The organism is Neisseria dumasiana (assembly GCF_022870885.1).
In the GTDB taxonomy this organism is placed as follows: domain Bacteria; phylum Pseudomonadota; class Gammaproteobacteria; order Burkholderiales; family Neisseriaceae; genus Neisseria; species Neisseria dumasiana.
The window spans coordinates 150564-173752 of the sequence record NZ_CP091509.1 but is presented as its reverse complement, the minus strand read 5'-3'; the positions used below and the strand labels follow the sequence as shown (position 1 = coordinate 173752).

Sequence of the window (23189 nt, the reverse complement as noted above, 5' to 3'; positions counted from 1 at the left end):
TGTTTGCAGAGCCTAAACCCTGACTGCCGTGTCGTGCGATGCGTTCGGGCAGGCTGTCCGATTGGTCAAGACAAGAGAGGTTCTTCATGCAAATACTCACCGCATACATCAACGGCGCTTATGTAAACGCCGATTCCCAAGCCGAAACATTCAGCAATATCAACCCTGCCAACGGTGATGTTTTATCTACTGTTCAGCAAAGCAGTGCCGAAGAAATCGAAACCGCCGTTCAGACGGCCTTGGCGGGTCAAAAGGTTTGGGCGGCGATGACCGCCGTGGAACGCAGCCGCATTTTGCTCAAAGCCGTGGCCATTTTGCGCGAACGCAACGACGAATTGGCGCGCATCGAAACCTTGGATACCGGCAAGCCCCTGTCTGAAACCCTGTATGTCGATATCGTTACCGGCGCGGATGTGATTGAATATTATGCGGGTTTGGCGCAGGCGATCGAAGGTCGCCAAATTCCCCTGCGCGATTCCGCTTTCGCCTACACCCGCCAAGAGCCGTTGGGCGTGGTGGCCGGCATCGGCGCGTGGAATTATCCGATTCAGATTGCCATGTGGAAAGCCGCGCCCGCGTTGGCGGCGGGTAACGCCATGATTTTCAAGCCCAGCGAAGTGACGCCTACCGGCGCGCTGAAACTGGCGGAAATTTTCACCGAAGCCGGTCTGCCCGACGGCGTGTTTAATGTGGTTCAAGGCGATTGGCGCGTGGGCGAGGCCTTGAGCAACCATCCGCAGATTGCCAAAGTGTCGTTTACCGGCGGTGTGGCGACGGGTAAAAAAGTGATGTCGCAAGCCGCCGCGTCTTCCCTGAAAGAAGTGACGATGGAGCTGGGCGGCAAGTCGCCGCTGATTATTTGCGACGATGCCGATTTGAACCTTGCCGCCGACATCGCTCTGATGGCCAATTTTTACAGCTCCGGCCAAGTCTGCACCAACGGCACGCGCGTGTTTGTGCCGGTGAACAAAAAAGAAGCGTTTGAAGCCAAAGTGGTGGAGCGCGTAGCCCGCATCCGCGCCGGCAACCCGCTCGACCACAACGTGAATTTCGGCCCGCTGGCCAGTTTCGCGCACATGGAAAAAGTGCTGGGCTACATTGAACGAGGCAAAGCGGAAGGCGCACGGCTGCTGGCGGGCGGAGGCCGTCTGAAAGAAAACGGCATGGAACACGGTGCGTATGTTGCCCCTACCGTGTTCACCGACTGCACCGACGATATGGCGATTACCCGCGAAGAAATCTTCGGCCCCGTGATGAGCATTTTGGCCTACACCACCGAAGAAGAAGTGATCGTGCGCGCCAACCACACCGAATACGGCTTGGCCGCAGGCGTGGTTACGCCCGACATCAAACGTGCCCACCGCATCATCGGCAGACTTCAGGCGGGCATCTGCTGGATCAACGCCTGGGGCGAATCGCCCGCGCAAATGCCTGTGGGCGGCTACAAACAATCCGGCATCGGCCGCGAAAACGGCATCCAAACGCTGATGCACTACACGCAAACCAAATCGGTGCTGGTGGAGCTGGGGGATTATCAATCGGTGTTTTGAGGCCGTCTGAAAAAAAGCGTTAATTCAGTATGTCGGGTTGCCTTGCGGAAGGGAGTGAAATAATGGCAAACAGAATCGAACAAATTAAGCAGGCCAAAATTGCATTGGAAAAAGCCGTGCGTGACCGTGGTTTGGATTGGCCTATGCCCAACAAATATTCGCACCCCACCGACAAACAGCTTTACGGTTATCTCGAACACGCGGCCGAAATCATCAACACGCTTAAGCATGAACACCCGGACGCGCTGCATAGCTTTACCGATGCTATCGGCAACCATATCCGTGCCAGGCACGCCAAAATGTGGACTGAGGTAATGGCTGTTTTCCATGCCGTTCCGGATACGCAGGAAGAAACGCCGGGGAGCACGGAGCAAGCCCTTCATCAGGCAAAACTATGGGCGGCAAGCTGGCTGGGAAAGATGTGCGGTTCCGACCGGGATAAATTGGATGCCGTAATAGAACTGATGGCATCGGGTCATGCCCGTGTTTTTTGGCCGGCATACAAAAAGATTCTGCCCAAGATTAATCAGGCGCAATGGGATAGGATAGCGCCGCAGTTCGGTGATTTCGAGTTGCAAAAAACATTGCGTTATGCCGTGCAAGCCTGTTGCAACGAGCTGGCCGATCATGGTGTGGAAGTTTGGTATCCGCCGCCGTTGCCAAGTTCTCAGTTGCAGAAGAGATTGGCACATCTTGAACAGGAAGTCAGGTATTGCGAGGAGCCTGACCGCGAATCACATATCCCTTATTTAATCTGTTGGGCGGTTCTTCATTTGAGCCAAGACCAGTGGAACCGCTTGGCTGTCAAAATAAACCGCTACGACCGGGAAGAAGTAAAGGCCATCATTCAAATATGGCAGCCCGAAATTGAGCAGAGAGGTTTGAATCCGTGGCTGCCTGAGAGTAAAAGCAGGGCGAAGAAAAAACAGCCGAACCAAGCGGAAAAGCAGAACGGCAAAAGTTCAGACACCTGAAGACGGCAACCGCCTGATGCGGTTTTTCAGACGGCCTTTTAGCAAAAGATCATGACGATGAAACCCGAACATGATCCGTTTCAAAATCTGTTTCAGACGGCCTGCAAACATAAAGGCCGTCTGAAAACCACACACTAAAAAGGAAACCCATGACCCTAAAATCCACTTACGACTACATTATCATCGGCGCGGGCAGTGCGGGCAATGTGTTGGCGGCGCGGCTGACGGAAGACGAAAATGTATCGGTGCTGCTGCTCGAAGCCGGCCTGCCCGACTACCGTTTGGATTTCCGCACGCAGATGCCCGCTGCGCTGGCGATGCCGCTGCAAGGTTTGACTTATAACTGGGGCTACAAAACCGACCCCGAGCCGTTTATGAACAACCGCCGTATGGATTGCGGGCGCGGCAAGGGTTTGGGCGGTTCTTCGCTGATTAACGGTATGTGCTATATCCGCGGCAATGCGCTGGATTTCGATCATTGGGCGAAAATCCCCGGTTTGGAAGACTGGACGTATCTCGACTGCCTGCCTTATTTCAAAAAGGCCGAACACCGCGATGCGGGCGAAAACGATTACCACGGCGGCAGCGGCCCGATTCATGTAACTACTGCCAAACCGAATGTGAACCCGTTGTTTGAGGCCATGATTCAGGCAGGCGTGGATGCGGGCTATCCGCGCACCGACGATTTGAACGGCTATCAGCAGGAAGGCTTCGGCCCGATGGACAGGTTTGTGACGCCGCGCGGCCGCCGTGCTTCTACCGCACGCGGTTATCTGGATATGGCAAAACACCGCGAGCGGCTCACGATTCTCACCGGCGCGCTCACCGATACGATTCTGTTTGACGGCAAACGCGCGCGCGGCGTGCGCTTTAGCCATCAAAACCAAACGCACAGCATCGAAGTGCGCCGCGAAGTGCTGCTGTGTGCGGGGGCGATTGCGTCGCCGCAGATTCTGCAACGCAGCGGCGTCGGCCCGGGCGAATGGCTGCGTGAGGCGGGTGTGAGCGAGGTGTTGGATTTGCCGGGTGTGGGCAACAATCTGCAAGACCATCTCGAGCTTTACATGCAGTATGAGTGCAAAGAGCCGGTGTCGATTGCGCCGGCAACGAATTGGTGGAACAAGCCTGCCATCGGCGCGGAATGGCTGTTGTTGGGTACGGGCTTGGGCGCGACCAATCATTTTGAAGGCGGCGGCTTTATCCGTTCGCATGAAAAATTCGAGTGGCCGAATATCCAATATCACTTTCTGCCGATTGCCGTGCGCTACGACGGCCGCAACGCCAGCAAGTCGCACAGTTTTCAGGCGCACGTCGGCTCGATGCGCTCGCCCAGCCGCGGCCGCATCAAGCTGAAATCGCGCAATCCGGCGGAGCATCCGAGCATTTTGTTCAACTACATGAGCCACGAACAGGATTGGGAAGAGTTCCGCGCCGCCATCCGCATCACGCGCGAAATCATGAACCAGCCCGCGCTCGACCGCTATCGCGGCGCGGTGATCACGCCGTCTGAAAACATCCAAACCGACGAGCAGCTCGACGAATATGTGCGCCAACACGCCGAAACGGCCTACCACCCTTCGTGCACCTGCGCGATGGGCGAGAGCAACGATGCGGTGGTGGACGGCGAAGGCCGCGTGCACGGCATCGACGGCCTGCGCGTGGTGGATGCGTCGATTATGCCGAACATCATCACGGGCAATCTGAACGCCACGACGATTATGCTGGCAGAGAAAATCGCCGACAAAATCCGCGGCCGCCAGCCGTTGCCGAAATCGACGGCGGATTATTATGTGGCCGACGGCGCGCCGATACGCGGCGAACCGAAGCGCAGGGCGTAAGGGCTGGTTGAGGCCGTCTGAATCGTGTTTTCAGACGGCCTTATCGGACGGATAAGCAATCAGCCCGAATATTTTCGATTTCAGCGAGTCGAGGATTCAGACGGCCTTTAATAGCAAGCAGACCGGTGTGAGAGGCCGTCTGAAAACATAAAAACCATAAAAAGGAGGATACATGCACAGTGCACCCAATTCCACGGCGGCAGACGCGCCCAAGCTGGCGGTGAACAAAACCGTTTTCACCGCCGCTTCGGTGATTTCTATCGCTCTGATTCTGTTTACCATTCTGTTTCCGGAAATCGGCGAAAACGTGCTCGGCAGCTCGCTGCGCTGGGTATCCGATCATTTCGGCTGGTATTACATGCTGGTAGTGGCGGCATATTCGATTTTTTCGCTGTTTGTCGGCTTTTCCCGCTACGGCGACATCAAGCTGGGCAAAGATCAAGACAAACCCGATTTCCCTTTTTTAGCGTGGGCGGCGATGTTGTTTTCGGCGGGCATCGGCATTGATTTGCTGTTTTTCGGCGCGTCCGAACCGCTGGCACACTATCTCACGCCCAATACCGGCGAAGGCGGCACGCCCGAAGCGGCGCGTGAGGCCTTGTCGCAAACCTTTCTGCATTGGGGGCTGCACGGTTGGGGCATCTACGCCTTAATCGGTATGGCTTTGGCTTATTTCGCCTACCGTAAAGACATGCCGCTGGCTCTGCGCAGCGCATTGGTGCCGGTGTTCGGCCAAAAACGCACCGACGGCTGGCTGGGCAATACGGTGGATACGTTCGGTGTGGTGTGTACGCTGTTGGGTATCGCCACCAGCTTGGGTATCGGCGTATTGCAGGCGAATGCGGGTTTGAGCCATGTGTTCGGTATTCCCGCCAGCCAGTTTGTGCAGGCGGCCATTATCATTTCAGTGGTGGTGGTGGCGGGGCTGTCGGCCATGTCGGGCGTGGAACGCGGCGTGCGGCGGTTGTCTGAAATCAATATGCTGGGTGCAACCTTTTTGCTGATTGCGCTGCTGGTGATGGGTTCGTCGGTTTTTCTGCTGAACGCGCTCACCGAAAACATCGGCGATTATTTCCAAACCCTGCTTGGCAAAACCTTTCAAGTGTATGCCTACACGGGCGAGAAAGGCGCGGAATGGAAATCGGCTTGGACGATTTTCTTCTGGGCGTGGTGGGTGGCGTGGGCGCCGTTTGTCGGCCTGTTTATCGCCCGCATTTCGCGCGGCCGCACCCTGCGCGAATTTGTGTTCGGCGTGATGTTTATCCCGCTCGGCTTTATCTTTGCGTGGTTCTCGATTTTCGGCAACAGCGCGATCGAATTGGTGAGCAACGGCGCGGTCGAGTTGGGCAAAACCGCGTTGGAAAACCCGGCAATGGGCATGTTTGCACTGTTTGAACATTATCCGCTCGCTTCGCTGTGGTCGTTTCTGGCGGTGATTATCGGGCTGATTTTCTTTGTGACTTCGGCCGATTCGGGAGCGCTGGTGTTGGCAAATCTGAGTTCGCGCAATCTGGCTTCAGGTGCCGACGCGCCGATTTGGCTGCGTTTGTTCTGGGCGGCGGCCACCGGCCTGATTACGCTCGGCCTGCTGTTTGCCGGCGGTTTCAGCTCGCTGCAATCGGTGTCGGTGGTGGCAGGGTTGCCGTTCTCGCTGGTGTTGGTGGTGTATATGATTTCGATGTGGATCTGCCTGCGCCAAGAAGGCAATAAACGCAAAGCCACGCAAATCGACAAAGCGATGGTGCTCGACGACGGCCGCAACTGGCGCAACCGCTTGAGCCGTTTGGTTGATTTTCCCAGTGCGAAAACCGCTTTGCGCTTTATGATCAAAACGCTGCAACCGGCCATGCTCGAAGTGGCGCACGAGTTACAGGAAAAAGGCATTGAAACCAAGCTTACGGAAGATAAAGAAAAACATGTATTCAAGCTGGAAGTGCTGCACGGCGAAGAAGTGGATTTTCTTTATGAAGTGCGGCTGATAGAAGCCATCAAACCCGTGTTTGCACTCGGTCAGGCCGGTAATATCGCGCCCAGAAGCGAACAGGATAAATATTATCGCGCCGAGGTGTTTTTGAGCGAAGGCAGTCAGGATTACGATATCGTCGGCTACACCAAAGAGCAGATTATTATCGACATTCTGAACCAATACGAACGGCACATGCAGTTCCTGCACTTCGAGCGTTGATACGCACAATGCGGTAAGAAAACAAAGGCCGTCTGAAATATTTCAGACGGCCTTTTGATATGGTTGCCTTGTTCTCAAGCATTACAATACTTCGAGCACGAAATAGGCTTTGAGTTTTTCGTAAACATCATCGGTTACATTGATGCAGCCGTTGGTCATGATACGGTCTTTTACTCGCGAAGAAGCGATTCTTTCCAAACGCCGCTCTTCGGGTTTGAGCGTCCACACGCGGTGAACGGCGAACATAAAGTCGCCTTCTTCTTTGAATTTCATCACATCGCCGCCATAGCCGCGCCAGTTGGTTTTGACGATATTCAGGTCGAACGTACCCTTGGGTGTGGTTTTACCGATTAACACAGGGTAGCAGCGGTTGTTTTCCAAACACAATTCCGCCCTGTCGGTATGCACCACCGCTTTACGCTTCAAATGCGGCGTGCTGCCCGCCTGAGCATGAACGCTCAGGCCGAGCAGCACGGCGGCAATAACTGCAACAGTTTTCATCACAAATTATTGGCGGATGCGCTTCGGAGAAGTTTCCACTTCGCGGATGATCACTTCGCGCACAACTTCGGGTGCTTTGGCTTTCGGGCCGCAGCCTTCCGGCAGCCAGAAGAAGCTTTGTGCGTTCATTTTCTTGTCAAACAAGATTTTGTATTGGCAAGTTTTGTGTTGGCCGTCTTCGCGGTAGTTGAACAGGTAGTCCCACTCGCGCACGAAGTATTGGCCTTCGTTGAAGTGCGGGCGGCCGATCAGGTTGTAGATCTGGTCTTTGTTCATACCGGCTTCGATTTGGCGCACGTTATCCCAGTTGGGCCAAGAGCCGTGTTGCGAACCGCTGTGGCGGAAAGTGGTTTTTTCAGGGTTGGGCCATACCGGGTTGTCGGTCATGCCGTCTTTGCTTACTTTGCTCAGGTTGCCGCAAGCTGCCAGTGTCAGTGCAGCTGCCAGAGGTAAAATCAATGCAGACAGTTTCATTATGATTTCCTTTCGATCATTCTTTGATTCGATTCGTTCTTTAGCTCAAACAGGCCGCCCGTTTCAGACGGCCCCGCAGGTCATTACCACTGGTAACCCAAGCTGGCGCCCCAGTTCACGTCTTTACGGGTGTTTACGCCCACACCGAACTTGGTAGACCACTTGTTGTTGTCAGAGTTGTGCGCATAGCCCAAAGCCAAAGCCTGTTGGTTTTTGTAACCGCCCACAGCGGCAGATACCAAGCTCTTACCGGCTTCGTTCGGACGTTGCAGGAAGCCGATGGCAGTAGCACCGGCGATACCCGCACGCAGGTCTTTGTCCAAATCACCCACACGGTTGTTGATGTTGGTGATTTGATTGTTGATGTTGGTGATGTTGCCGCCGTTTTGGTTTACTTTTTCAGACAGGCTGTGCAGTTGGCTGCCGTTGATGGCATCGGTGCTGTTTGCCGTAATGCGGCCTGCCGCTACGTTGGTGACGGTACGCTCGGCACCTGAAGAACCCACGCTTACCGTACCCACAGGAGCAGTACCGGCAAAGCCGCCGTAAGTCAGCGAGCCTACTGTGGCGCTGTTTGTGCCTTGGGCAGGAGCAGTTCTAGAGGCAGAACCCAAAGCTACCGAACCGGCGTGAGACGATACCGCACCGTTACCGATGGCAACGGCATTCAAAGCAGTTGCTTGGGCGCTGGTGCCTTGGGCAATGCTGTTGGCAGAAGAAGCGTTGGAATTGCGACCGATGGCAACGGCATTGGCACCGCTTGCTTTGGCAGCGTTACCCAAAGCAGTTGAAGCCACTGCAGAGGCTTGGGCGTTTGCGCCTACGCTGGTTGCAGCGATTCCGCTGGCATTCGCGCTGCTGCCGACAGCGGTAGCGCTTACATCGGTTGCTTTAGATTGGCTGCCCAAAGCAGTTGCAAAGTTTCCGCTGGCTTGGGCGCCGCCGCCGAAACCGGCAGCGTAAGAAGCAGAGGCAGCGGCATTAGTACCTACGGCAGTGCTCGAACCGCCGGTAGATTTGGCTTGACGGCCGATAGCGGTAGAGGCGTAAGCACCGGCATTGGCCTGACCGCCCAAAGCGGTAGCGGCAACGCCGTTAGATTGTGCCAAAGAACCGATGGCAACGCCGGCGTTCAGATTGGCATTGGTGCCGGTGCCGATGGCGATGGTGCTTTGGTCTTTGGCCGCAGCATTCCAGCCGACGGCCACGCCGTAACGGCCGCTTGCGCCCAAGCTGTCTTTATTGCCGTTTGCAGAGGGGTTAGGGTTATTGGTTGCGCCGCCTACGCTCACATAATCGACACTGCTTTTGGTGCCGGTTACATAAGCCACATTGGCTTGTGCGCCAGAAGCTAAAACCATCAAACCGGCTGCAACAGAAACTGCCAGCAGACGGGGTTTAACATTGGTGTGAACATTTTTATGGTTCATGGTTATCTCCCAAACTTAAAAGAGTATCGTTTCAGCCTTCAACCAACATCATATTCGGCCGCACAAACAGCCTTTCCCGCATAAATATGCAGGTCAGACCCCCGATACAACAGTTAAAACAAAAATTAATGAAACCCAAACAGAACCGTCCAATTTCATTGCTTACTCTTATCCGTTTCTTTATCCCCATAATAAAGCTTAACCGCATTTGACTAAAGTAAATTCTTACAATCAAATCTTCCCCTTATCTTTGCTGTGTTAGACGAAATGCTTTAAATTAACTTGAGTAATATTTATCAAATACATTATATGTTTTATTATCTTTACAATTTTACTTATTTTTTATAAATAATCTTTACAATAATTCAATTAAATTAATTTAATATTGTGAAAATTAATTCATTTAATTAAACATCATAAATTTTCATGGGTTTGGGTTGAATTTAATATAGGAAATATTCAAGTTATTTATTTATGAATAATAAATATTTTGCCTGTTTTGGAGATTTTTGATTTGAAAAGCTGCTTGAAAAACTGTTGCATTTTTTACACTTTTTTTGTGCTTGCTTGTCAAATTTCCCATCGGGATAGGTTTTAAAACGGGGTTTTATGACGTGAAAATCAAATACCGTTTGCATAAAAATAAAATAACTTTATCTTTATTTTTATTTGAATAGCATATACGTTTAGGCTGGTTATTAATGACATTTAATTAATTAAACGGTTGTGAATATCTATTTGGAATAATTTTGAGTGGTTGTTTTACCGATGAGACTGCTTGAGACAGTGCATTCCGTTAAAAAAGAAGCAGCGTGACCGGCTTGCGTATTGCCTGATCACGCTGATTTTGTTTGTTGAACGGTGAGCGGATATTGGTGATGGACTATACTGGTGTCTGTTTCGGCAGGTTACAGGCAGCGATGCTGCAAGGCCGGTAATCGGGTGCGGACGCTGTTGAGCCGTGCCGCATCCAATTCGGCAATCACAAGGCCTTCGCCTTCCGGCAGCACATCCAGTATTTCGCCCCACGGGTCGATAATCATGCTGTGGCCGAATGTGCGCCTGCCGCTTTCGTGTGTGCCGCCTTGTGCCGAAGCAATCACATAACATTGGTTTTCTACGGCACGGGCGCGCAGAAGCAGTTCCCAATGTGCTTTGCCTGTGGTGTAGGTGAAAGCGGCGGGAAGTAAGAGTACGTCGAAGGGCAGTTGGGCGCGGAAAAATTCGGGAAAGCGCAAGTCGTAGCACACGCCTGCGGCCAAGTTGATGCCGTCGGCTGTAAAGCGGGGAACTTCCTGCCCGGCTGTAATCGTGTCGGCTTCGGAATAGCGTTCGCCCAAGCCCGAGTAGCCGAACAAATGTATTTTGTTGTAGGTGCCGACGCATTCTCCGCTGCGGTTGAACACCGTCATCGTGTTCAATACCTTATCAACGTCAGGGCTGTGCAGGGGTATGGTTCCGCCGAAAAGGACAACGCCGTTTTGTTTGGCTGCTTCGCTTAAGGCCGTCTGAAACATGCCTTGCCCCAAAGGTTCGGCAACGGTTAGTTTGTCGGTATCGTTTTTACCCATCAACGGCCAATATTCGGGCAACAATACCCACGCAGCACCTGCGGCGGCGGCTTTGGCAACCAAGCGTTGCATGGTTTGGATATTGGCCTCGGGGTCAATACCCGACACCATTTGAACGGCGGCAACTCTCACGGTATGCATGGATAGTTCTCCTTTTTCAGACGGCCTTATCGTGGCAATGCCCGATGTGCCGACATACTTTATATATGGAATAGACGGATGCCTGTTTTAGCTTAGGCAATCCCGTTGACGTTTTACTGTACAATATTTTGCGACAGAGTTTTCAAAGGCCGGACCATGTATATCAAAACCCTTATCACATTATTGGTGTTCGCTCCAATGGCGGCATCCGCCGACATCCAACTATACGGCAATATCCGCAGCGGCGTGAGTGTGTCGCAAACCAAAATAGCCACAGGCGGCAACAATACCCGCACTGCCGTTGAAGATTTGGGCAGCTATGTCGGTTTTCGCGGTTCGCATGCCATCGGCGGCGGCAGCAAAGTTATCTGGCAGTTCGAGCAGGATACGCCTGTGGGCAGCAGCGGCTCGATGCGCGAATACTTCAAACGCAAAAAAGAAAACAGCACGATACATGCGGGCGGCTGAGCCGTTTAATCGGTTTCCGTGCACACAGCCGTTTTCGGCACTTTGTTCATATCCCAATGCTGCACCGTCCAGGCCAATAATTCAGACGGCCTCTCCACTTCCGGCGCGGCAGGCAGGTTGAGATAAGACATAACCTGCCTGAGCAGTTTTTCTTTCCGGCTCACATCCAATGCCGGGGCAAGCGTTTGTTTCGACCATTTCTGCCCCTGCCTGTTCACCAACAAAGGCAAATGCGCATAGTGCGGCGTATCCGCGCCTAAGCAGCGTTGCAGCCAAATCTGCCGCGGTGTGGACACCAGCAGATCCTGCCCGCGCACAATATGCGTGATGCCTTGCTCGGCATCGTCTGCCACCACCGCCAACTGATACGCCCAAAAGCCATCGGCCCGCAACAACACGAAATCGCCGATATCACACGCCAGATTTTGGGTGTAATGCCCGACAATTTCATCGTTAAAGCCTATGTTTTCATCGGGCACACGCAACCGCCACGCGGGTGTTTTTGCCAAATCTTTTTCAGACGGCCTGTAATCCGCTTTGCCGCAGCGGCCGTTATACACAAAACCGTCCGCCCCCATCCGCGCCGCGGCCTGCCAGTCTTTACGGCTGCAATAGCAGGGATACACCAACCCTTGTTTTTTCAGACGGCCTAATGCCTCTTCATACAGCTCATAGCGGCGGCTCTGGTAAACCACTTCGCCGTCCCACTCGAAACCGAATGCCTCCAGCGTGCGCAGAATATTGTCGGCTGCTCCGGCCATTTCGCGCGGCGGATCAAGGTCTTCCATGCGAACCAACCACCGCCCGCCGTGTGCCTTGGCATCGGCATACGAGGCAAGGGCGGTCAGCAGCGAACCGATATGCAGCAAACCGGTAGGGCTGGGTGCAAAGCGGCCGGTGTAGGGGGGAAAGGAGCGAGAAAGTGGCATATTTTTTCTTAAAGGTTTAAATTGATCAATAAATGTGTAAATTTATATTTATAAAGTACAGTTTATTTTAATTCGTGTTAAAATTATTCGGGTTTTTAAAGTGCAATATTAAACAATATTAAAAAGGAAAGTCATGAAAAAAACTTCTCTCTTCATGTGTGCATTCTCTGCTTTACTATTGGCAGCTTGCGGCAGCAGTGGCAATAATGTTCCCTCGGCACAAAGTACACCTAACGCTGCTGGAATGCTAGATCCCATCAATAAACAAGAAGATACAAAACAGGAAGATACAAAACAGGAAGATACAAAACAGGAAGATAAAAAGCAGGAAGATAAAAAGCAGGAAGATAAAAAGCAGGAAGAAAATGCCCCTTCTTCACAACAGTCTTCAAACGGTTATCCGTTTTTGGTCGTTCCCAACCTTGAAAACGAAGAAATTGGTACGATTGTTGAAACGATTAACGGTAAACCGATTATTAATGGGAAAATCATTGCCAGCAATTATCAGATTCAGTTAAACGGCAAAACCTACCGTAGTCAAGACAAAATAGACATTTCGTCATTACAACTTGGCTTAAACACACTGCCTTTCAAAGAATCCATCACGCAAACGATTGAAGGTTTACCGAGCCAGCAAGCAGTAGTCGAAGGTAATTTGCGTTTATATAAACAGCATTATTCAGTATTGACCGGCACTTTTGTGAAGAAGAAATTCAATCAGGCTTCACCTGAAGATACTGAAAACGAAAATACATTCAGTTTTGATAATGGGTATGCAATTCAAGGTGATGTTACTCCGTTCAAAATGCTTCCGACAGAAGGTGTTTATACCTACAACGGTAAAGCGTTCGATGAAAAAGCCGAAGGTACGCTGCAATATACGATTGACTTCGAGAAAAGAGTGGGCAGTGGCAGTATTACCGGCATGGAGCAATTCGGTGATATCAAGCTGAATCAAGCATCTATCAAACAGATAACAGAAGAGCATCCGGTTCTCAAGAACGGTGGAGAAATCGAAGGCACAGCCGTGTCTGAGAAATTGGGTAAGGGCGAATATGCCTTAGGTATTTTCGGTCCTAAAGCCGAAGAGATTGTTGGTGTTGCAGATTTTGTTATACCGGGTGACAGTGAACAAGAGATTGAGCAGCAAGACGTTGAAATAGGCTTTGGCGGTCAACGTTAATTGTTTGCTTTGTCTTATTCATGTTGTACATTTAAATAAAATGCCAACCGATCGGTTGGCATTTTATTTTGCTTGGCAATTATATAGGAGCGACACGGCAATAGACTTGAGGCCGTCTGAACCGCTTTTCAGACGGCCTTTAACGGGATTGTTGGCTAAAGTTCCCGTCATATTCATGCTATTTATGAAATAAAGTGTAAGCATAAAGCAGCCGAATGACGTATGGGCGTAAAACAAAGTTTATCGGCTTGATGCAGGCGGGGTTGGTGGTTATATTGTGCGCAATTTCAATGGAATCAACATGTAATATGAATGAAGGTGTAATGATGAAACAGTCGAAAACGCTTTTGATAACGGGCATTATGGCACTTTTTTCCGCTGGTGCGGCAGCGGCCGGGCTGCCGGGTGAGATTTTTCAGCCGCGCGGTGCGAAAGTGGTAAAGGCAGATGCCCAAAGCGACGGCGGTTATGAAGCCGAATTCCGCATCGATGCGGGTAACACCAGTGTGGCGCACTTGGTGGAACGGGTGCGCGAGCATGCCCGCCGGCACGGGTTTGAAGTGGTGGAATCGGATATCAAAAATGATGATGCCGATTTGAAATTCAAACGCCGCGATCAGGCATTGGATGTGTCTATCGAGCGTAACCGCCAAGGCGTTATCGAATACAAAGCCGATTTAGACTGATAAGGCTGCACCGTTAAACAGGCCGTCTGAAACATTTTATTCAGACGGCCTGATACTTTTTAAATCTCTTCAAGCAGTGGCGAATCATCAGGCTTGTGTTTGTGTGCCTTGAGCTTGCGGATAGGAGGCAAGGTTTATTAAAGCATGCGTTTAGCGTATCATTCGGGGCGTAGGAAAACACTTTTGCAACCGGCTTTACGAGCAAGGCCGATTGCAAAAGTATTTTTATATTTAAAGAGCGACTTATGTTAAACGGTATTCCCTTGCCCAAAGACACGGTGCGCCCGCCCGAAACCGTGCTCGTCAACATCACGCCGCAGGAAACGCGCGTGGCCATTCTTGAAGAAAACAATATTTGCGAGCTGCATATCGAGCGCAACAGCGGCCACGGCTTGGTCGGTAACATTTATCTCGGCGTTGTACGCCGCGTGCTGCCCGGCATGCAGAGCGCGTTTATCGATATCGGCCTTGAGCGCGCCGCGTTTCTGCACATTGTCGATGTGTTGGAACAGCGCCGCAATCCCGACGAAACCCAGCGCATCGAGCACATGCTGTTTGAAGGGCAGTCGGTGCTGGTGCAGGTGATTAAAGACCCCATCAACACCAAAGGCGCGCGCCTTTCCACGCAGATTTCTCTGGCGGGGCGTTTTCTCGTGCATCTGCCGCAGGAAGACCACATCGGCATCTCGCAGCGTATCGAAGATGAAGACGAGCGCAACACTTTGCGCAGCCGTTTGGAAAACCTGTTGCCCGACAACGGGGAGGGGCAGGGCTATATCATCCGCACCAGCGCGGAAAACGCCACCGATGCCGAATTGCAGGCCGATATCGACTACCTGACCAAAGTGTGGGAAAACATTCAGCATCAGGCCAAAACCCGTCCACCGGAAACCCTGCTGTATCAAGATTTGCCCTTGAGCCTGCGTGTGCTGCGCGACATGTTCAGCGAAAACACGCGCGAGATTTTGGTTGATTCCACCGAAAACCACCAGCGTATGCGCGAATTTGCCGAACTTTATGTTCAAGGGGCAACCGATAAAATCACGCTGTTTAAAGGCGAGCGGCCTCTGTTTGAAACCCACAATATCGAGCAGGAAATCAACCGTGCCCTGCAACCGCGCGTCAACCTCAATTTCGGCAGCTATCTGATTATCGAAGCCACCGAAGCGATGACCACCATCGACGTGAACACCGGCGGCTTTGTCGGCGCGCGCAACTTCGACGAAACCATTTTCCGCACCAATCTCGAAGCCTGCCACACCATCGCCCGCGAGCTGCGTTTGCGTAATCTCGGCGGCATCATCATCATCGACTTTATCGACATGGCGCACGATGCCCATCGCGAAGCCGTGTTGCAAGAGCTGGCCAAAGCCTTGAGCTTCGACCGCACCCGCGTAACGCTCAACGGCTTTACCAGCCTCGGCTTGGTCGAGCTGACCCGCAAGCGCACCCGCGAAAACCTCAGCCATGTATTGTGCGAGCCATGCCCGTCGTGTCAGGGCAGAGGCCGTCTGAAAACACCGCAAACCGTGTGCTACGAAATCCAGCGCGAAATCGTGCGCGAAGCCCGCCGCTACGATGCCAAGAGCTTCCGCATTCTCGCTGCGCCCAATGTGATTGACTTATTCTTAGACGAAGAATCGCAATCGCTCGCCATGTTGATCGATTTTATCGGCAAGCCCATTTCGCTGGCCGTTGAAACCGCCTACACACAAGAGCAATACGATATCGTGTTGATGTAAAACATAAAGGCCGTCTGAAACCGTTTCAGACGGCCGCACATATTTGCAGGTTTACATACCCAAGAAAGCCACACCATGAACACTACCTGCCCGCTGTGCCACCCCGAAAACGAAGAGGTGTTATGGCAAAACGACACCTTGCGCGTGATTGCCGTTCACAACGAAACGCACGCCCCCGCCTTTTGCCGCGTGATTTGGAACGCGCATGTGGCCGAAATGACCGACCTCAAGCCCGAAGAACGGCATGAGCTGATGGAAGCCGTGTACCGCGTTGAAGCCGCCATGCGCCAAGTGTTGCAGCCCGCCAAAATCAATCTCGCCAGCTTGGGCAACGTCGTGCCGCACCTGCATTGGCATGTGATCGCCCGTTTCAACGACGACGCGCATTTTCCCGCGCCCATTTGGGCCGCACCGCAACGGGCTGGCAATCTGGATTTGCCGGAAGATTGGACGGCGCAGCTTAAACAACTGCTGCACGCTTCAATGGCTTAAAACTTATTTTTAGCGAAACCCGCTAGCGGGTTTTGGCGAAGCTCACAAAGCTCGCTTTCAGACAGCCTCAATACCAAACCCGCGCGGTTGTGTTGAAATCAGCACCGTTTTACAATCCGCACCAACACATATCGGCACCACGCCCGACCATTACAAGGAATTTTCATGACTTGGCAGCCTTCCCGCCGCAGTTTTTTCAAAGCATCCGCCGCCGCAGCCGGCGCAGGCATTCTCACCGCCTGCGGCACCGGCGGCTCCACCCAACCCAGCTCGCAATCCACTCAGGCCAAACCCGTGCAACCGAAACGTACCTATCCCGCCCGCAGCGGCGACAACGTATTGCGCGTTGTCGCCCCATCCGGTTTTGCCGAAAACGCAAGCCGCACCGAAACCGGCCTGACCCGCCTGTATAACGCCGGATTCACCGTAACCAACCAGCAGGCGGGCTTTCGCCGCTACCAACGCTTCGCCGGTACCGACGGCGAACGCATCGCCGATTTCCAAGATGTCGCACTCGGCAAAGCCGCCGCACCGAAAGTATTGATGGGCTTACGCGGCGGTTACGGTGCCGTGCGGATTCTGCCGCACATCGACTTTGCCCGTTTGGGCGCCAAAATGCGCGAACGCGGCACGTTGTTTTTCGGGTTCAGCGACGTGTGCGCCGTGCAACTTGCCCTGCTGGCCAAAGGCAATATGCCCAGTTTCGCCGGGCCGATGGTATATAGCGAATTCGGCAAACCCGAACCGAGCGTTTATACGATGGATTCGTTTATCCGCGGTGTGACCAACGCCCAAAACACCATCAGTGTGCACGCCATCCAACGCAGGCAGTTCAACGCCGAAGGCACATTGTGGGGCGGCAACCTCAGCGTACTCGCTTCGCTGGCGGGCAGCCCCTATATGCCCGATATTCAAGGCGGCATCCTCTTTTTGGAAGACGTCGGCGAACAACCCTACCGTATCGAGCGCATGCTGCAAACCTTGCATTTGGCAGGCGTATTGTCGAAACAGCAGGCCATCGTGTTCGGCGATTTCCGCATGGGCACCATCCGCGACGTGTACGACAGCAGCTACGACTTCACATCGGTGGTCAACAACGTCAGCCGCATCACCAAAGTACCCGTGTTAACCGGCTTCCCGTTCGGCCACATTACCAACAAAGCCACTTTCCCGCTGGGTGCGCACGCCCGAATCCGCGGCGAATCCAACGGCGGCTACTCGGTAACTTTCAGCGGCTACCCGACGCTCAACGCCTCCGGCCTGATGCTCGATACCTTGCTGCCGCAGATTACTTACGAACCGGTAAACGTGGTTGAAGACCCGATTCAGGAATAATCGCAGGTATTTCAATGCCAAGAGGCCGTCTGAAAAATTTCAGACGGCCTCTTGGCTTTTTAAAGATATAGTCAACCCACTTAAGTTTAATTACAAAACCGTCATACTCGGGCTTGACCCGAGTATGACGTATATTATCTTTGAGTTGGCCGACTAAGCAGTTTGACCTAACGCTTACCCAAATACATCACCAACATACCGCACACTGCTAAAATCCCGCCGGATACCAGCGAAAAATGCAGCGGTTCGCCCAAAAAGGCCACCGACGACAGCACGCCGAACACCGGCACCAGCGTGATATAAGCCCCGGCCGTGCCCGAACCCAATGCCTTCACGCCTTCAAAAAACCACACATAAGCCAGAGCCGTCGAGCCGATGGCCAGCGCAATCAAACTCAACCACACCGTATCCGCAGTCTGCCACACCCAATCAAACGACTGCCGCTCCGCCAACAATGCCGTAACCGCGAGCATCATCCCGCCTATCCACGCCGTTGCCAGCGTAACCGTTAAGGCATCAATGCCCTTAAGCACAAACCGCCCCACGATGGTATAGCACGCCCAACACAACACGCAGCCCAAAATCAGCATCTGCCCCAAACCCAGCTGCTGCTGGAACAGCATCAGCGGATTGCCGCGTGTGATGCAGATTAACGAACCAAAAAACGCCATCGCCATGCCCGTGCCGATGCGTAAGGTAATTTTTTCTTTAAAAATCAGCCGCGAAAGCAGCAAAATCAGCACGGGATTCAAAGAAATAATCACCGCCGCTTCACCGGCAGGCATATGTTTCAGGCCGGTTAAAAAACACACCGCATAGGCATACACGCCGAAAAAAGCAGAAACCGTCAGCCCCAACCATTGTTTGCGCGACAGATTTTTGAGCTTGGGAAACTTGCCCATGCAAAGCAGCCCCGCCGCCAAAGCCGTTCCCGCCAGTATAAAGCGGATGGCGCTGGCACTTACGGGCGGCAGATTTTGGGCGACAATCCTGCCCCATACCCACGATACGCCCCACAGTGCGGCCATGCCCGACAATTTCAAATGGACGTTGAGATTTTTATTCACAAAACACCAATCAGGATAAACGCATTAAGGGCGTTATCTTACTACAAGAGACCTGTGCAAACCTCCGTCTGCGCCCTAGTTGAAAGAGAACGATTGCGTAAGCCGCTGAAACAGCAATAGAATCGGCTCCGCCCCTACAACATTACAGAGAAAAATTTAACTTGATCTCTGCGTTGCGGGTCGGATTTCATGTTTCAGACGGCATGAAAGATGCCGCAGGATTATCGGTATGAAATACATCAGGCCAGCGGATTCAACTATATCCAAACTACTTACTTAAGCAACCTTAATCGGCAGGGGCGGATTACATATCCGCCCGTGTTTGCATTTACGGAATGTTCGGGCAATCCTTGCAAGATTTGCCGTTGCGGGCAGATATATCATCTGCCCCTACAATTAGGTTATTCCATTTAAGTGGATTAACTATATAAACCACACCCAAACTTAACTTGTTGCCAATATCCTGAAACGTAAGGGCGAATATACAATCCATCCGTGCCAGATTGCAGAAAATATTCAATACTTCATTTAAATCAATTGCTTAAAAACAATTCAATAAAAACGTATCGATAAATTCACCTGTTTCAACTTCACTCAATCCACCGCCTGCGCCGCACACACCGCCGATGCCCAAGCCCATTGGAAATTATAGCCGCCGAGCCAGCCGGTAATGTCCATCACCTCGCCGATAAAATACACACCCTCACACAGCTTGCTTTGCATGGTTTTCGGGTCGATTTCCTTCACGTTTACCCCGCCCCGCGTTGCTTCCGCCTTTTTATGGCCGTCTGAACCGCTGGGCAACAACGTCCATTCGTTCAAACTTCTGCCCAACTCTTGCAGCAAGGCATTGGGAATGTCGGCCCATTTTTGCGCGGCATAGGGTGCGAATGTGTCGCGGGCAAGCCAAAAATCCAACAAACGCTCGGGCAAGGCGGGGCAAAGCTGCTTCAATGCCGTATTCAGCTGGATTTTCTGACCGTGTTTGCCGTCGCACAAAGCCTGCGCCACATCCGTATCCGGCACCAGATTTACCCTGATAACCTGCCCCGGCTGCCAATAACTCGAAATCTGCAACACCGCCGGCCCGCTCAAACCTTTGTGGCGGAACAGTAAATCTTCATCGAAATCCACAGCCTGCCTGCCACTTCCCGTGCTGATGCGTACCGGCAGGGCAATGCCCGACAACGCATCAAAACCCTGCTGCGCCCAATGTTCGAAACGCAACGGCACCAAAGCGGCTTCGGGCTGCACGATACTGTGGCCGAACTGTTTGGCCAATTCGTATCCGAACGGCGTTGCCCCCACCGCAGGCACGGCCAAACCGCCGGTGGCAACAATCAGGTTGCGGCATCGGAATACGCCTTGCGACGTGCGCACTTCAAAACGCGCGCCTTTGTTATCAGAGGCCGTCTGAACACAATCCACGGCTTCGATACGGCAGCCGGTATGCCAACTCACGCCGCCGTTTGCACATTCCGCCTGCAACATCGAGATAATATCCTGCGCGCTGCGGTCGCAAAACATCTGCCCCTTATGCTTTTCGTGATACGCAATGCCGTAGCGGTCGAGCAGCGCAATAAAATCCTGAGCGGTAAAGCGCGATAAAGCGTGGCGGACAAAACGCGGCTGCTGCGAAACATAATATTGCGAGCCGTCGTGCCCGTTCAGATTACGGTTGGTAAAATTACAGCGCCCTCCGCCGGAAATGCGGATTTTCTCGCCGATTTTCAGGGCATGGTCAATCAAAGCCACGCCAAAGCCGCGCTGCCCCATACGGGCGGCACACATCATGCCCGCCGCACCCGCACCGATCACCACACAATCAAAATAAGCAACAGTCTTCATCGTTTTCCCGCTTATCCAAACGCACCATTATAGCCAATCGTCCGCACAGTATCACCGCACCATCCGCCGTAACCGAGGCCGTCTGAAAAAAACGGGGGCAAAAAACTGCTTTTCAGACGGCCTACCACACCAACCGCCGCTGCTGGACGCTCCCCGCAAGTTGGCGTATGCTTGCCCGACAAAGCCCGAAACCTATCAACCTATACACTACACAAAATTTCAAAACACAGCCAAAGGAACACACCGTGCGCAACCACATCTGGGCAGCCCTCTGCCTGTGCCTTGCCGCCGCCCCGGTTTACGCCGACGCAGGCGACATCAAAGCACGCCAACAATACATGAAAGACTGGCGCGGCCTAAACAAAAAGATGAGCGGCATACTCAAAAACAGCAACGCCCAAACCTTTCCCGCCCAACAGTTTGCCGCGCTCGCCGCCGAATTAAACAGTACCGCAAACGAACCGTGGGAATATTACGGCCCCGGCACCAACGGAGCAAATTCCGAAGCCAAAGCCGCCGTGTGGGAAAAACCGCAGCAATTCCAAGCCGCTATCAAACGCTTCAACCAAGCCGCCGCCGCACTGAACCAAGCCGCTGCCGGCGGCAACTACCAAGCCGTTAAAGCATCGTTCGACAAAATGGCCCAAAGCTGCAAAGCCTGCCACCAGACATTTAAAGAATAAGCCCAAACAATAAGCCCGCAGGCCGTCTGAAAACCAACTTCGCGAGTTTTACCGAAACATACAGAAAGGAAACAGCATGAACCTAATCCACACCGTAGCCCTGCTCGCCTTAATACAATACCTGTATTTCGGCTTTGCCGTCGGCCGCGCCAGAGCAAAATACGGCGTTAACGCCCCCGCCGTTTCCGGAAACGAACACTTCGAGCGCGCCTTCCGCATCCAAGCCAACACCCTCGAACAGCTCGTCGTTTTCCTACCCGCCCTGTTTATCGCATCTTATTATTGGAACGAAACACCCATCGCCGCCATCGGAGCCGTGTATTTGATCGGCCGCTTTCTCTACCGCCGAGCCTACACCGCCGACCCGCAAACCCGAGCAGTGGGCTTTCTGCTGACGGTCATACCCACATTTATCTTGATTCTAGCCGGTTTGGTCGGGGCAGTATTTAAAGCTTAAGCAGGGTTTTGCAATTGAGAAAGGCCGTCTGAATGTTCAGACGGCCTCTGTTCTACCCTTCCGCTTCTTTACTCCCTTTCGGGGCAGGCGGTTCTATTTGTTCTTTCCAGCCTCCTTAGATCGGATTCTCGAATCCGACTTATCCGCACAATTACAATGATTAAACATTTCTGCCACCCCTACCATTTTATCGAATACGAATATCCTATCTGCATCTACCAAATTTACCCAGATTGATTGTAAACTTTTGTTTAATGTTTTAAAATTTCACTTCTTATTTAAATGCCATTCAGGCAATCCTCATTACTTAATTTTATAAATGAGTTCGGATAAGTAAAAACATCAATGACATTTCATACTATAGATATCCATGCCTGATGGCATCGTTATATTAAAAATACTTTAGAGAGAAATAAAAACATGGATGAATTAAATCTCGCCAATTCGATTTTTCCCGGCTTCAACGATCAAAACGGTCTGATGATTTGCGGTTATGAATGGGGCTGGAGCAAAGCCGATGAAGCCGCTTATGAACAGGGAGAATACACACTGCCCGAGGAAAAAGTGGAGCATACTTTTGCTAATAAAGCGTTGTATTACGGAGAACGTGCCAAAACTTGGCGCTACGACAATGCGATTAAAACATGGTTCGATTTGTGGGGCCATCCTTTAAACGAACAAGGTTTAGGCGGGGCATTTGAAAAGTCGCTGTTACAGACTAACTGGGCTAACACTCAAGACCGAGCCGTAAACGATTATGAAAAATTTCTTTCTCCCGAACAAGTAAATAACTTTATGCACCATCTTAAAACTTTGCGTCCGAAGGTTATTTTCTTTATGGGCAGCAAATTATTAAATTATCTAAACCGACCCGAAGTCTTGCCTAAATTCAAGCAAATCATGGGGGAGGAAATCGAGCCTCTTCACTATGAGCAAAAACCGTTTGAAGGAACTAGATTCCGAGTAGGCTTTCAAGGTTTTGAACACTGCCAAGTCGTTTGCCTGCCCCATCCGAGTGCAAGCCGAGGCTTGTCATACGGATACATTGAATTGTTCCGTCCGGAAATGAATAAGATTTTGGCTGATTATAAAGCAGCTCGCGGGTTCTAAAAGCGGCTTTAAAGTGATGATGCCGTCTGAAAGTTTTCAGACGGCATCATTCTTGTATCAATGGCTTTATTTGCCCTAACAGCGAGGAGTTACAAGATGAGCGACCATATCCGATCTGTGTCATACCATCATCTGCCTTCTTCATTTGAAACTTTCGGCATTCAATGCGAAAGCGGCTGGCTGCCTTTGATCCGTCCGCTGATTGACTATATCGATTCCTACAATCAACACAAGCCTGAATCGGAACAGATTATTATTCTGCAAATCAAACAAAAATTCGGCGGCCTGAGTTTCCATACCAATTTCACCGATGAAACACTCGAACGAATGATAGAACAGGTTCAACAAAAATCATTGCATGTGTGTGAAAAATGCGGCAGCACGGAGCAAGTTGACGGTATCTTCATCAAGATTCAAGGCAAAACAGTGCTTCCGCGCGTCAAAACTCTATGTGTCCGTTGTGCTGAAACCGATGTGCAAACACCGCCAGTTTCAAAGCCTGATTAAATAATCAATCAACTTATT

General features: G+C 52.0%; 21 protein-coding genes. 14 read left to right on the top strand and 7 right to left on the bottom strand.

Going from position 1 to position 23189, the window contains the following annotated elements:
• Positions 1 to 86 precede the first annotated feature (86 nt).
• From betB to betT, 4 genes are all read left to right on the top strand, one after another.
• Positions 87 to 1550 carry a betaine-aldehyde dehydrogenase gene (gene betB, locus LVJ88_RS00765; RefSeq protein WP_085418899.1) on the top strand — a complete coding sequence of 488 codons (1464 nt, stop codon included), beginning with the start codon at positions 87 to 89 and terminating at the stop codon, positions 1548 to 1550.
• Positions 1551 to 1612: 62 nt separating this feature from the next.
• Complete coding sequence (locus tag LVJ88_RS00760) at positions 1613 to 2524, top strand: hypothetical protein (protein ID WP_085356808.1); 912 nt, start codon at positions 1613 to 1615, stop codon at positions 2522 to 2524.
• Positions 2525 to 2673: 149 nt separating this feature from the next.
• The gene (gene betA / locus LVJ88_RS00755; protein WP_085418900.1) at positions 2674 to 4362 is read left to right on the top strand and encodes a choline dehydrogenase; all 1689 of its coding nucleotides are present in this window, start codon (positions 2674 to 2676) and stop codon (positions 4360 to 4362) included.
• A 172-nt stretch (positions 4363 to 4534) separates the two neighbouring features.
• Positions 4535 to 6547, top strand: a complete 2013-nt coding sequence (betT, locus tag LVJ88_RS00750) for a choline BCCT transporter BetT (RefSeq protein ID WP_085418901.1) — start codon at positions 4535 to 4537, stop codon at positions 6545 to 6547.
• 81 nt (positions 6548 to 6628) lie between these two features.
• Here betT and LVJ88_RS00745 read toward each other — a convergent pair whose 3' ends face one another.
• The 4 genes from LVJ88_RS00745 to LVJ88_RS00730 all read right to left on the bottom strand — a co-directional run bounded on the left by LVJ88_RS00745 (position 6629) and on the right by LVJ88_RS00730 (position 10664).
• Positions 6629 to 7051, bottom strand: a complete 423-nt coding sequence (locus LVJ88_RS00745) for a murein L,D-transpeptidase (RefSeq protein WP_369799571.1) — start codon at positions 7049 to 7051, stop codon at positions 6629 to 6631.
• Positions 7052 to 7054: 3 nt separating this feature from the next.
• Positions 7055 to 7522: an outer membrane protein assembly factor BamE gene (locus tag LVJ88_RS00740; protein WP_054600049.1), complete on the bottom strand. Its 468-nt coding sequence runs from the start codon at positions 7520 to 7522 to the stop codon at positions 7055 to 7057.
• Between the two features lie 83 nt (positions 7523 to 7605).
• Positions 7606 to 8952: a YadA family autotransporter adhesin gene (locus tag LVJ88_RS00735; RefSeq protein ID WP_085356812.1), complete on the bottom strand. Its 1347-nt coding sequence runs from the start codon at positions 8950 to 8952 to the stop codon at positions 7606 to 7608.
• 908 nt (positions 8953 to 9860) lie between these two features.
• A complete protein-coding gene (locus tag LVJ88_RS00730) occupies positions 9861 to 10664 on the bottom strand; it encodes a carbon-nitrogen hydrolase family protein (RefSeq protein ID WP_085418608.1) in 804 nt (267 codons plus the stop codon).
• Between the two features lie 156 nt (positions 10665 to 10820).
• Between LVJ88_RS00730 and LVJ88_RS00725 the strand changes: the two genes are divergently transcribed.
• Positions 10821 to 11132: a porin gene (locus LVJ88_RS00725; RefSeq protein WP_085418607.1), complete on the top strand. Its 312-nt coding sequence runs from the start codon at positions 10821 to 10823 to the stop codon at positions 11130 to 11132.
• 5 nt (positions 11133 to 11137) lie between these two features.
• Here the strand turns inward: LVJ88_RS00725 and gluQRS are convergent, their stop codons facing one another.
• Positions 11138 to 12061, bottom strand: a complete 924-nt coding sequence (gene gluQRS / locus LVJ88_RS00720; protein ID WP_085418606.1) for a tRNA glutamyl-Q(34) synthetase GluQRS — start codon at positions 12059 to 12061, stop codon at positions 11138 to 11140.
• A 133-nt stretch (positions 12062 to 12194) separates the two neighbouring features.
• Between gluQRS and LVJ88_RS00715 the strand changes: the two genes are divergently transcribed.
• The 5 genes from LVJ88_RS00715 to LVJ88_RS00695 all read left to right on the top strand — a co-directional run bounded on the left by LVJ88_RS00715 (position 12195) and on the right by LVJ88_RS00695 (position 17499).
• Positions 12195 to 13244 carry a factor H binding protein domain-containing protein gene (locus LVJ88_RS00715; protein WP_143773674.1) on the top strand — a complete coding sequence of 350 codons (1050 nt, stop codon included), beginning with the start codon at positions 12195 to 12197 and terminating at the stop codon, positions 13242 to 13244.
• A gap of 326 nt (positions 13245 to 13570) precedes the next feature.
• On the top strand, positions 13571 to 13930 hold the full coding sequence (locus tag LVJ88_RS00710; RefSeq protein ID WP_085356817.1) for a hypothetical protein: 360 nt from the start codon (positions 13571 to 13573) through the stop codon (positions 13928 to 13930).
• A gap of 245 nt (positions 13931 to 14175) precedes the next feature.
• Positions 14176 to 15672 carry a ribonuclease G gene (rng, locus tag LVJ88_RS00705; protein WP_085418604.1) on the top strand — a complete coding sequence of 499 codons (1497 nt, stop codon included), beginning with the start codon at positions 14176 to 14178 and terminating at the stop codon, positions 15670 to 15672.
• Positions 15673 to 15747: 75 nt separating this feature from the next.
• Positions 15748 to 16164 carry an HIT family protein gene (locus tag LVJ88_RS00700; protein ID WP_085418603.1) on the top strand — a complete coding sequence of 139 codons (417 nt, stop codon included), beginning with the start codon at positions 15748 to 15750 and terminating at the stop codon, positions 16162 to 16164.
• 165 nt (positions 16165 to 16329) lie between these two features.
• Positions 16330 to 17499 carry an LD-carboxypeptidase gene (locus tag LVJ88_RS00695; RefSeq protein WP_085418602.1) on the top strand — a complete coding sequence of 390 codons (1170 nt, stop codon included), beginning with the start codon at positions 16330 to 16332 and terminating at the stop codon, positions 17497 to 17499.
• Positions 17500 to 17666: 167 nt separating this feature from the next.
• On the opposite strand, the gene LVJ88_RS00690 is transcribed toward LVJ88_RS00695, so the two are convergent.
• Complete coding sequence (locus LVJ88_RS00690) at positions 17667 to 18566, bottom strand: DMT family transporter (protein ID WP_231990511.1); 900 nt, start codon at positions 18564 to 18566, stop codon at positions 17667 to 17669.
• A 594-nt stretch (positions 18567 to 19160) separates the two neighbouring features.
• Positions 19161 to 20414: a BaiN/RdsA family NAD(P)/FAD-dependent oxidoreductase gene (locus LVJ88_RS00685; RefSeq protein WP_085418601.1), complete on the bottom strand. Its 1254-nt coding sequence runs from the start codon at positions 20412 to 20414 to the stop codon at positions 19161 to 19163.
• A gap of 245 nt (positions 20415 to 20659) precedes the next feature.
• Here LVJ88_RS00685 and LVJ88_RS00680 point away from each other — a divergent pair, with 245 nt between their 5' ends.
• The 4 genes from LVJ88_RS00680 (at position 20660) to LVJ88_RS00665 (ending at position 23171) form a co-directional block, all read left to right on the top strand.
• Positions 20660 to 21097: a c-type cytochrome gene (locus LVJ88_RS00680; RefSeq protein WP_233127604.1), complete on the top strand. Its 438-nt coding sequence runs from the start codon at positions 20660 to 20662 to the stop codon at positions 21095 to 21097.
• 76 nt (positions 21098 to 21173) lie between these two features.
• Positions 21174 to 21554 (top strand): MAPEG family protein, encoded by a 381-nt coding sequence (locus tag LVJ88_RS00675; RefSeq protein WP_085418599.1) that lies wholly within the window; start codon positions 21174 to 21176, stop codon positions 21552 to 21554.
• Between the two features lie 420 nt (positions 21555 to 21974).
• Positions 21975 to 22664 carry a hypothetical protein gene (locus tag LVJ88_RS00670; protein WP_054600038.1) on the top strand — a complete coding sequence of 230 codons (690 nt, stop codon included), beginning with the start codon at positions 21975 to 21977 and terminating at the stop codon, positions 22662 to 22664.
• 60 nt (positions 22665 to 22724) lie between these two features.
• Positions 22725 to 23171 (top strand): hypothetical protein, encoded by a 447-nt coding sequence (locus tag LVJ88_RS00665; RefSeq protein ID WP_143773673.1) that lies wholly within the window; start codon positions 22725 to 22727, stop codon positions 23169 to 23171.
• Positions 23172 to 23189 lie beyond the last annotated feature (18 nt).

What these genes read in the sequence shown, in the direction of transcription:
- LVJ88_RS00665 (WP_143773673.1), top strand. Translation starts at nt 22,725, where the DNA reads ATGGCTTTATTTGCCCTAACAGCGAGGAGTTACAAGATGAGCGACCAT.
- betB (WP_085418899.1), top strand. Translation starts at nt 87, where the DNA reads ATGCAAATACTCACCGCATACATCAACGGCGCTTATGTAAACGCCGAT.
- LVJ88_RS00715 (WP_143773674.1), top strand. Translation starts at nt 12,195, where the DNA reads ATGAAAAAAACTTCTCTCTTCATGTGTGCATTCTCTGCTTTACTATTG.
- LVJ88_RS00700 (WP_085418603.1), top strand. Translation starts at nt 15,748, where the DNA reads ATGAACACTACCTGCCCGCTGTGCCACCCCGAAAACGAAGAGGTGTTA.
- LVJ88_RS00735 (WP_085356812.1), bottom strand. Translation starts at nt 8,952, where the DNA reads ATGAACCATAAAAATGTTCACACCAATGTTAAACCCCGTCTGCTGGCA.
- LVJ88_RS00730 (WP_085418608.1), bottom strand. Translation starts at nt 10,664, where the DNA reads ATGCATACCGTGAGAGTTGCCGCCGTTCAAATGGTGTCGGGTATTGAC.
- betA (WP_085418900.1), top strand. Translation starts at nt 2,674, where the DNA reads ATGACCCTAAAATCCACTTACGACTACATTATCATCGGCGCGGGCAGT.
- rng (WP_085418604.1), top strand. Translation starts at nt 14,176, where the DNA reads ATGTTAAACGGTATTCCCTTGCCCAAAGACACGGTGCGCCCGCCCGAA.
- LVJ88_RS00670 (WP_054600038.1), top strand. Translation starts at nt 21,975, where the DNA reads ATGGATGAATTAAATCTCGCCAATTCGATTTTTCCCGGCTTCAACGAT.
- LVJ88_RS00725 (WP_085418607.1), top strand. Translation starts at nt 10,821, where the DNA reads ATGTATATCAAAACCCTTATCACATTATTGGTGTTCGCTCCAATGGCG.
- gluQRS (WP_085418606.1), bottom strand. Translation starts at nt 12,061, where the DNA reads ATGCCACTTTCTCGCTCCTTTCCCCCCTACACCGGCCGCTTTGCACCC.
- betT (WP_085418901.1), top strand. Translation starts at nt 4,535, where the DNA reads ATGCACAGTGCACCCAATTCCACGGCGGCAGACGCGCCCAAGCTGGCG.
- LVJ88_RS00695 (WP_085418602.1), top strand. Translation starts at nt 16,330, where the DNA reads ATGACTTGGCAGCCTTCCCGCCGCAGTTTTTTCAAAGCATCCGCCGCC.
- LVJ88_RS00740 (WP_054600049.1), bottom strand. Translation starts at nt 7,522, where the DNA reads ATGAAACTGTCTGCATTGATTTTACCTCTGGCAGCTGCACTGACACTG.
- LVJ88_RS00675 (WP_085418599.1), top strand. Translation starts at nt 21,174, where the DNA reads ATGAACCTAATCCACACCGTAGCCCTGCTCGCCTTAATACAATACCTG.
- LVJ88_RS00760 (WP_085356808.1), top strand. Translation starts at nt 1,613, where the DNA reads ATGGCAAACAGAATCGAACAAATTAAGCAGGCCAAAATTGCATTGGAA.
- LVJ88_RS00710 (WP_085356817.1), top strand. Translation starts at nt 13,571, where the DNA reads ATGAAACAGTCGAAAACGCTTTTGATAACGGGCATTATGGCACTTTTT.
- LVJ88_RS00685 (WP_085418601.1), bottom strand. Translation starts at nt 20,414, where the DNA reads ATGAAGACTGTTGCTTATTTTGATTGTGTGGTGATCGGTGCGGGTGCG.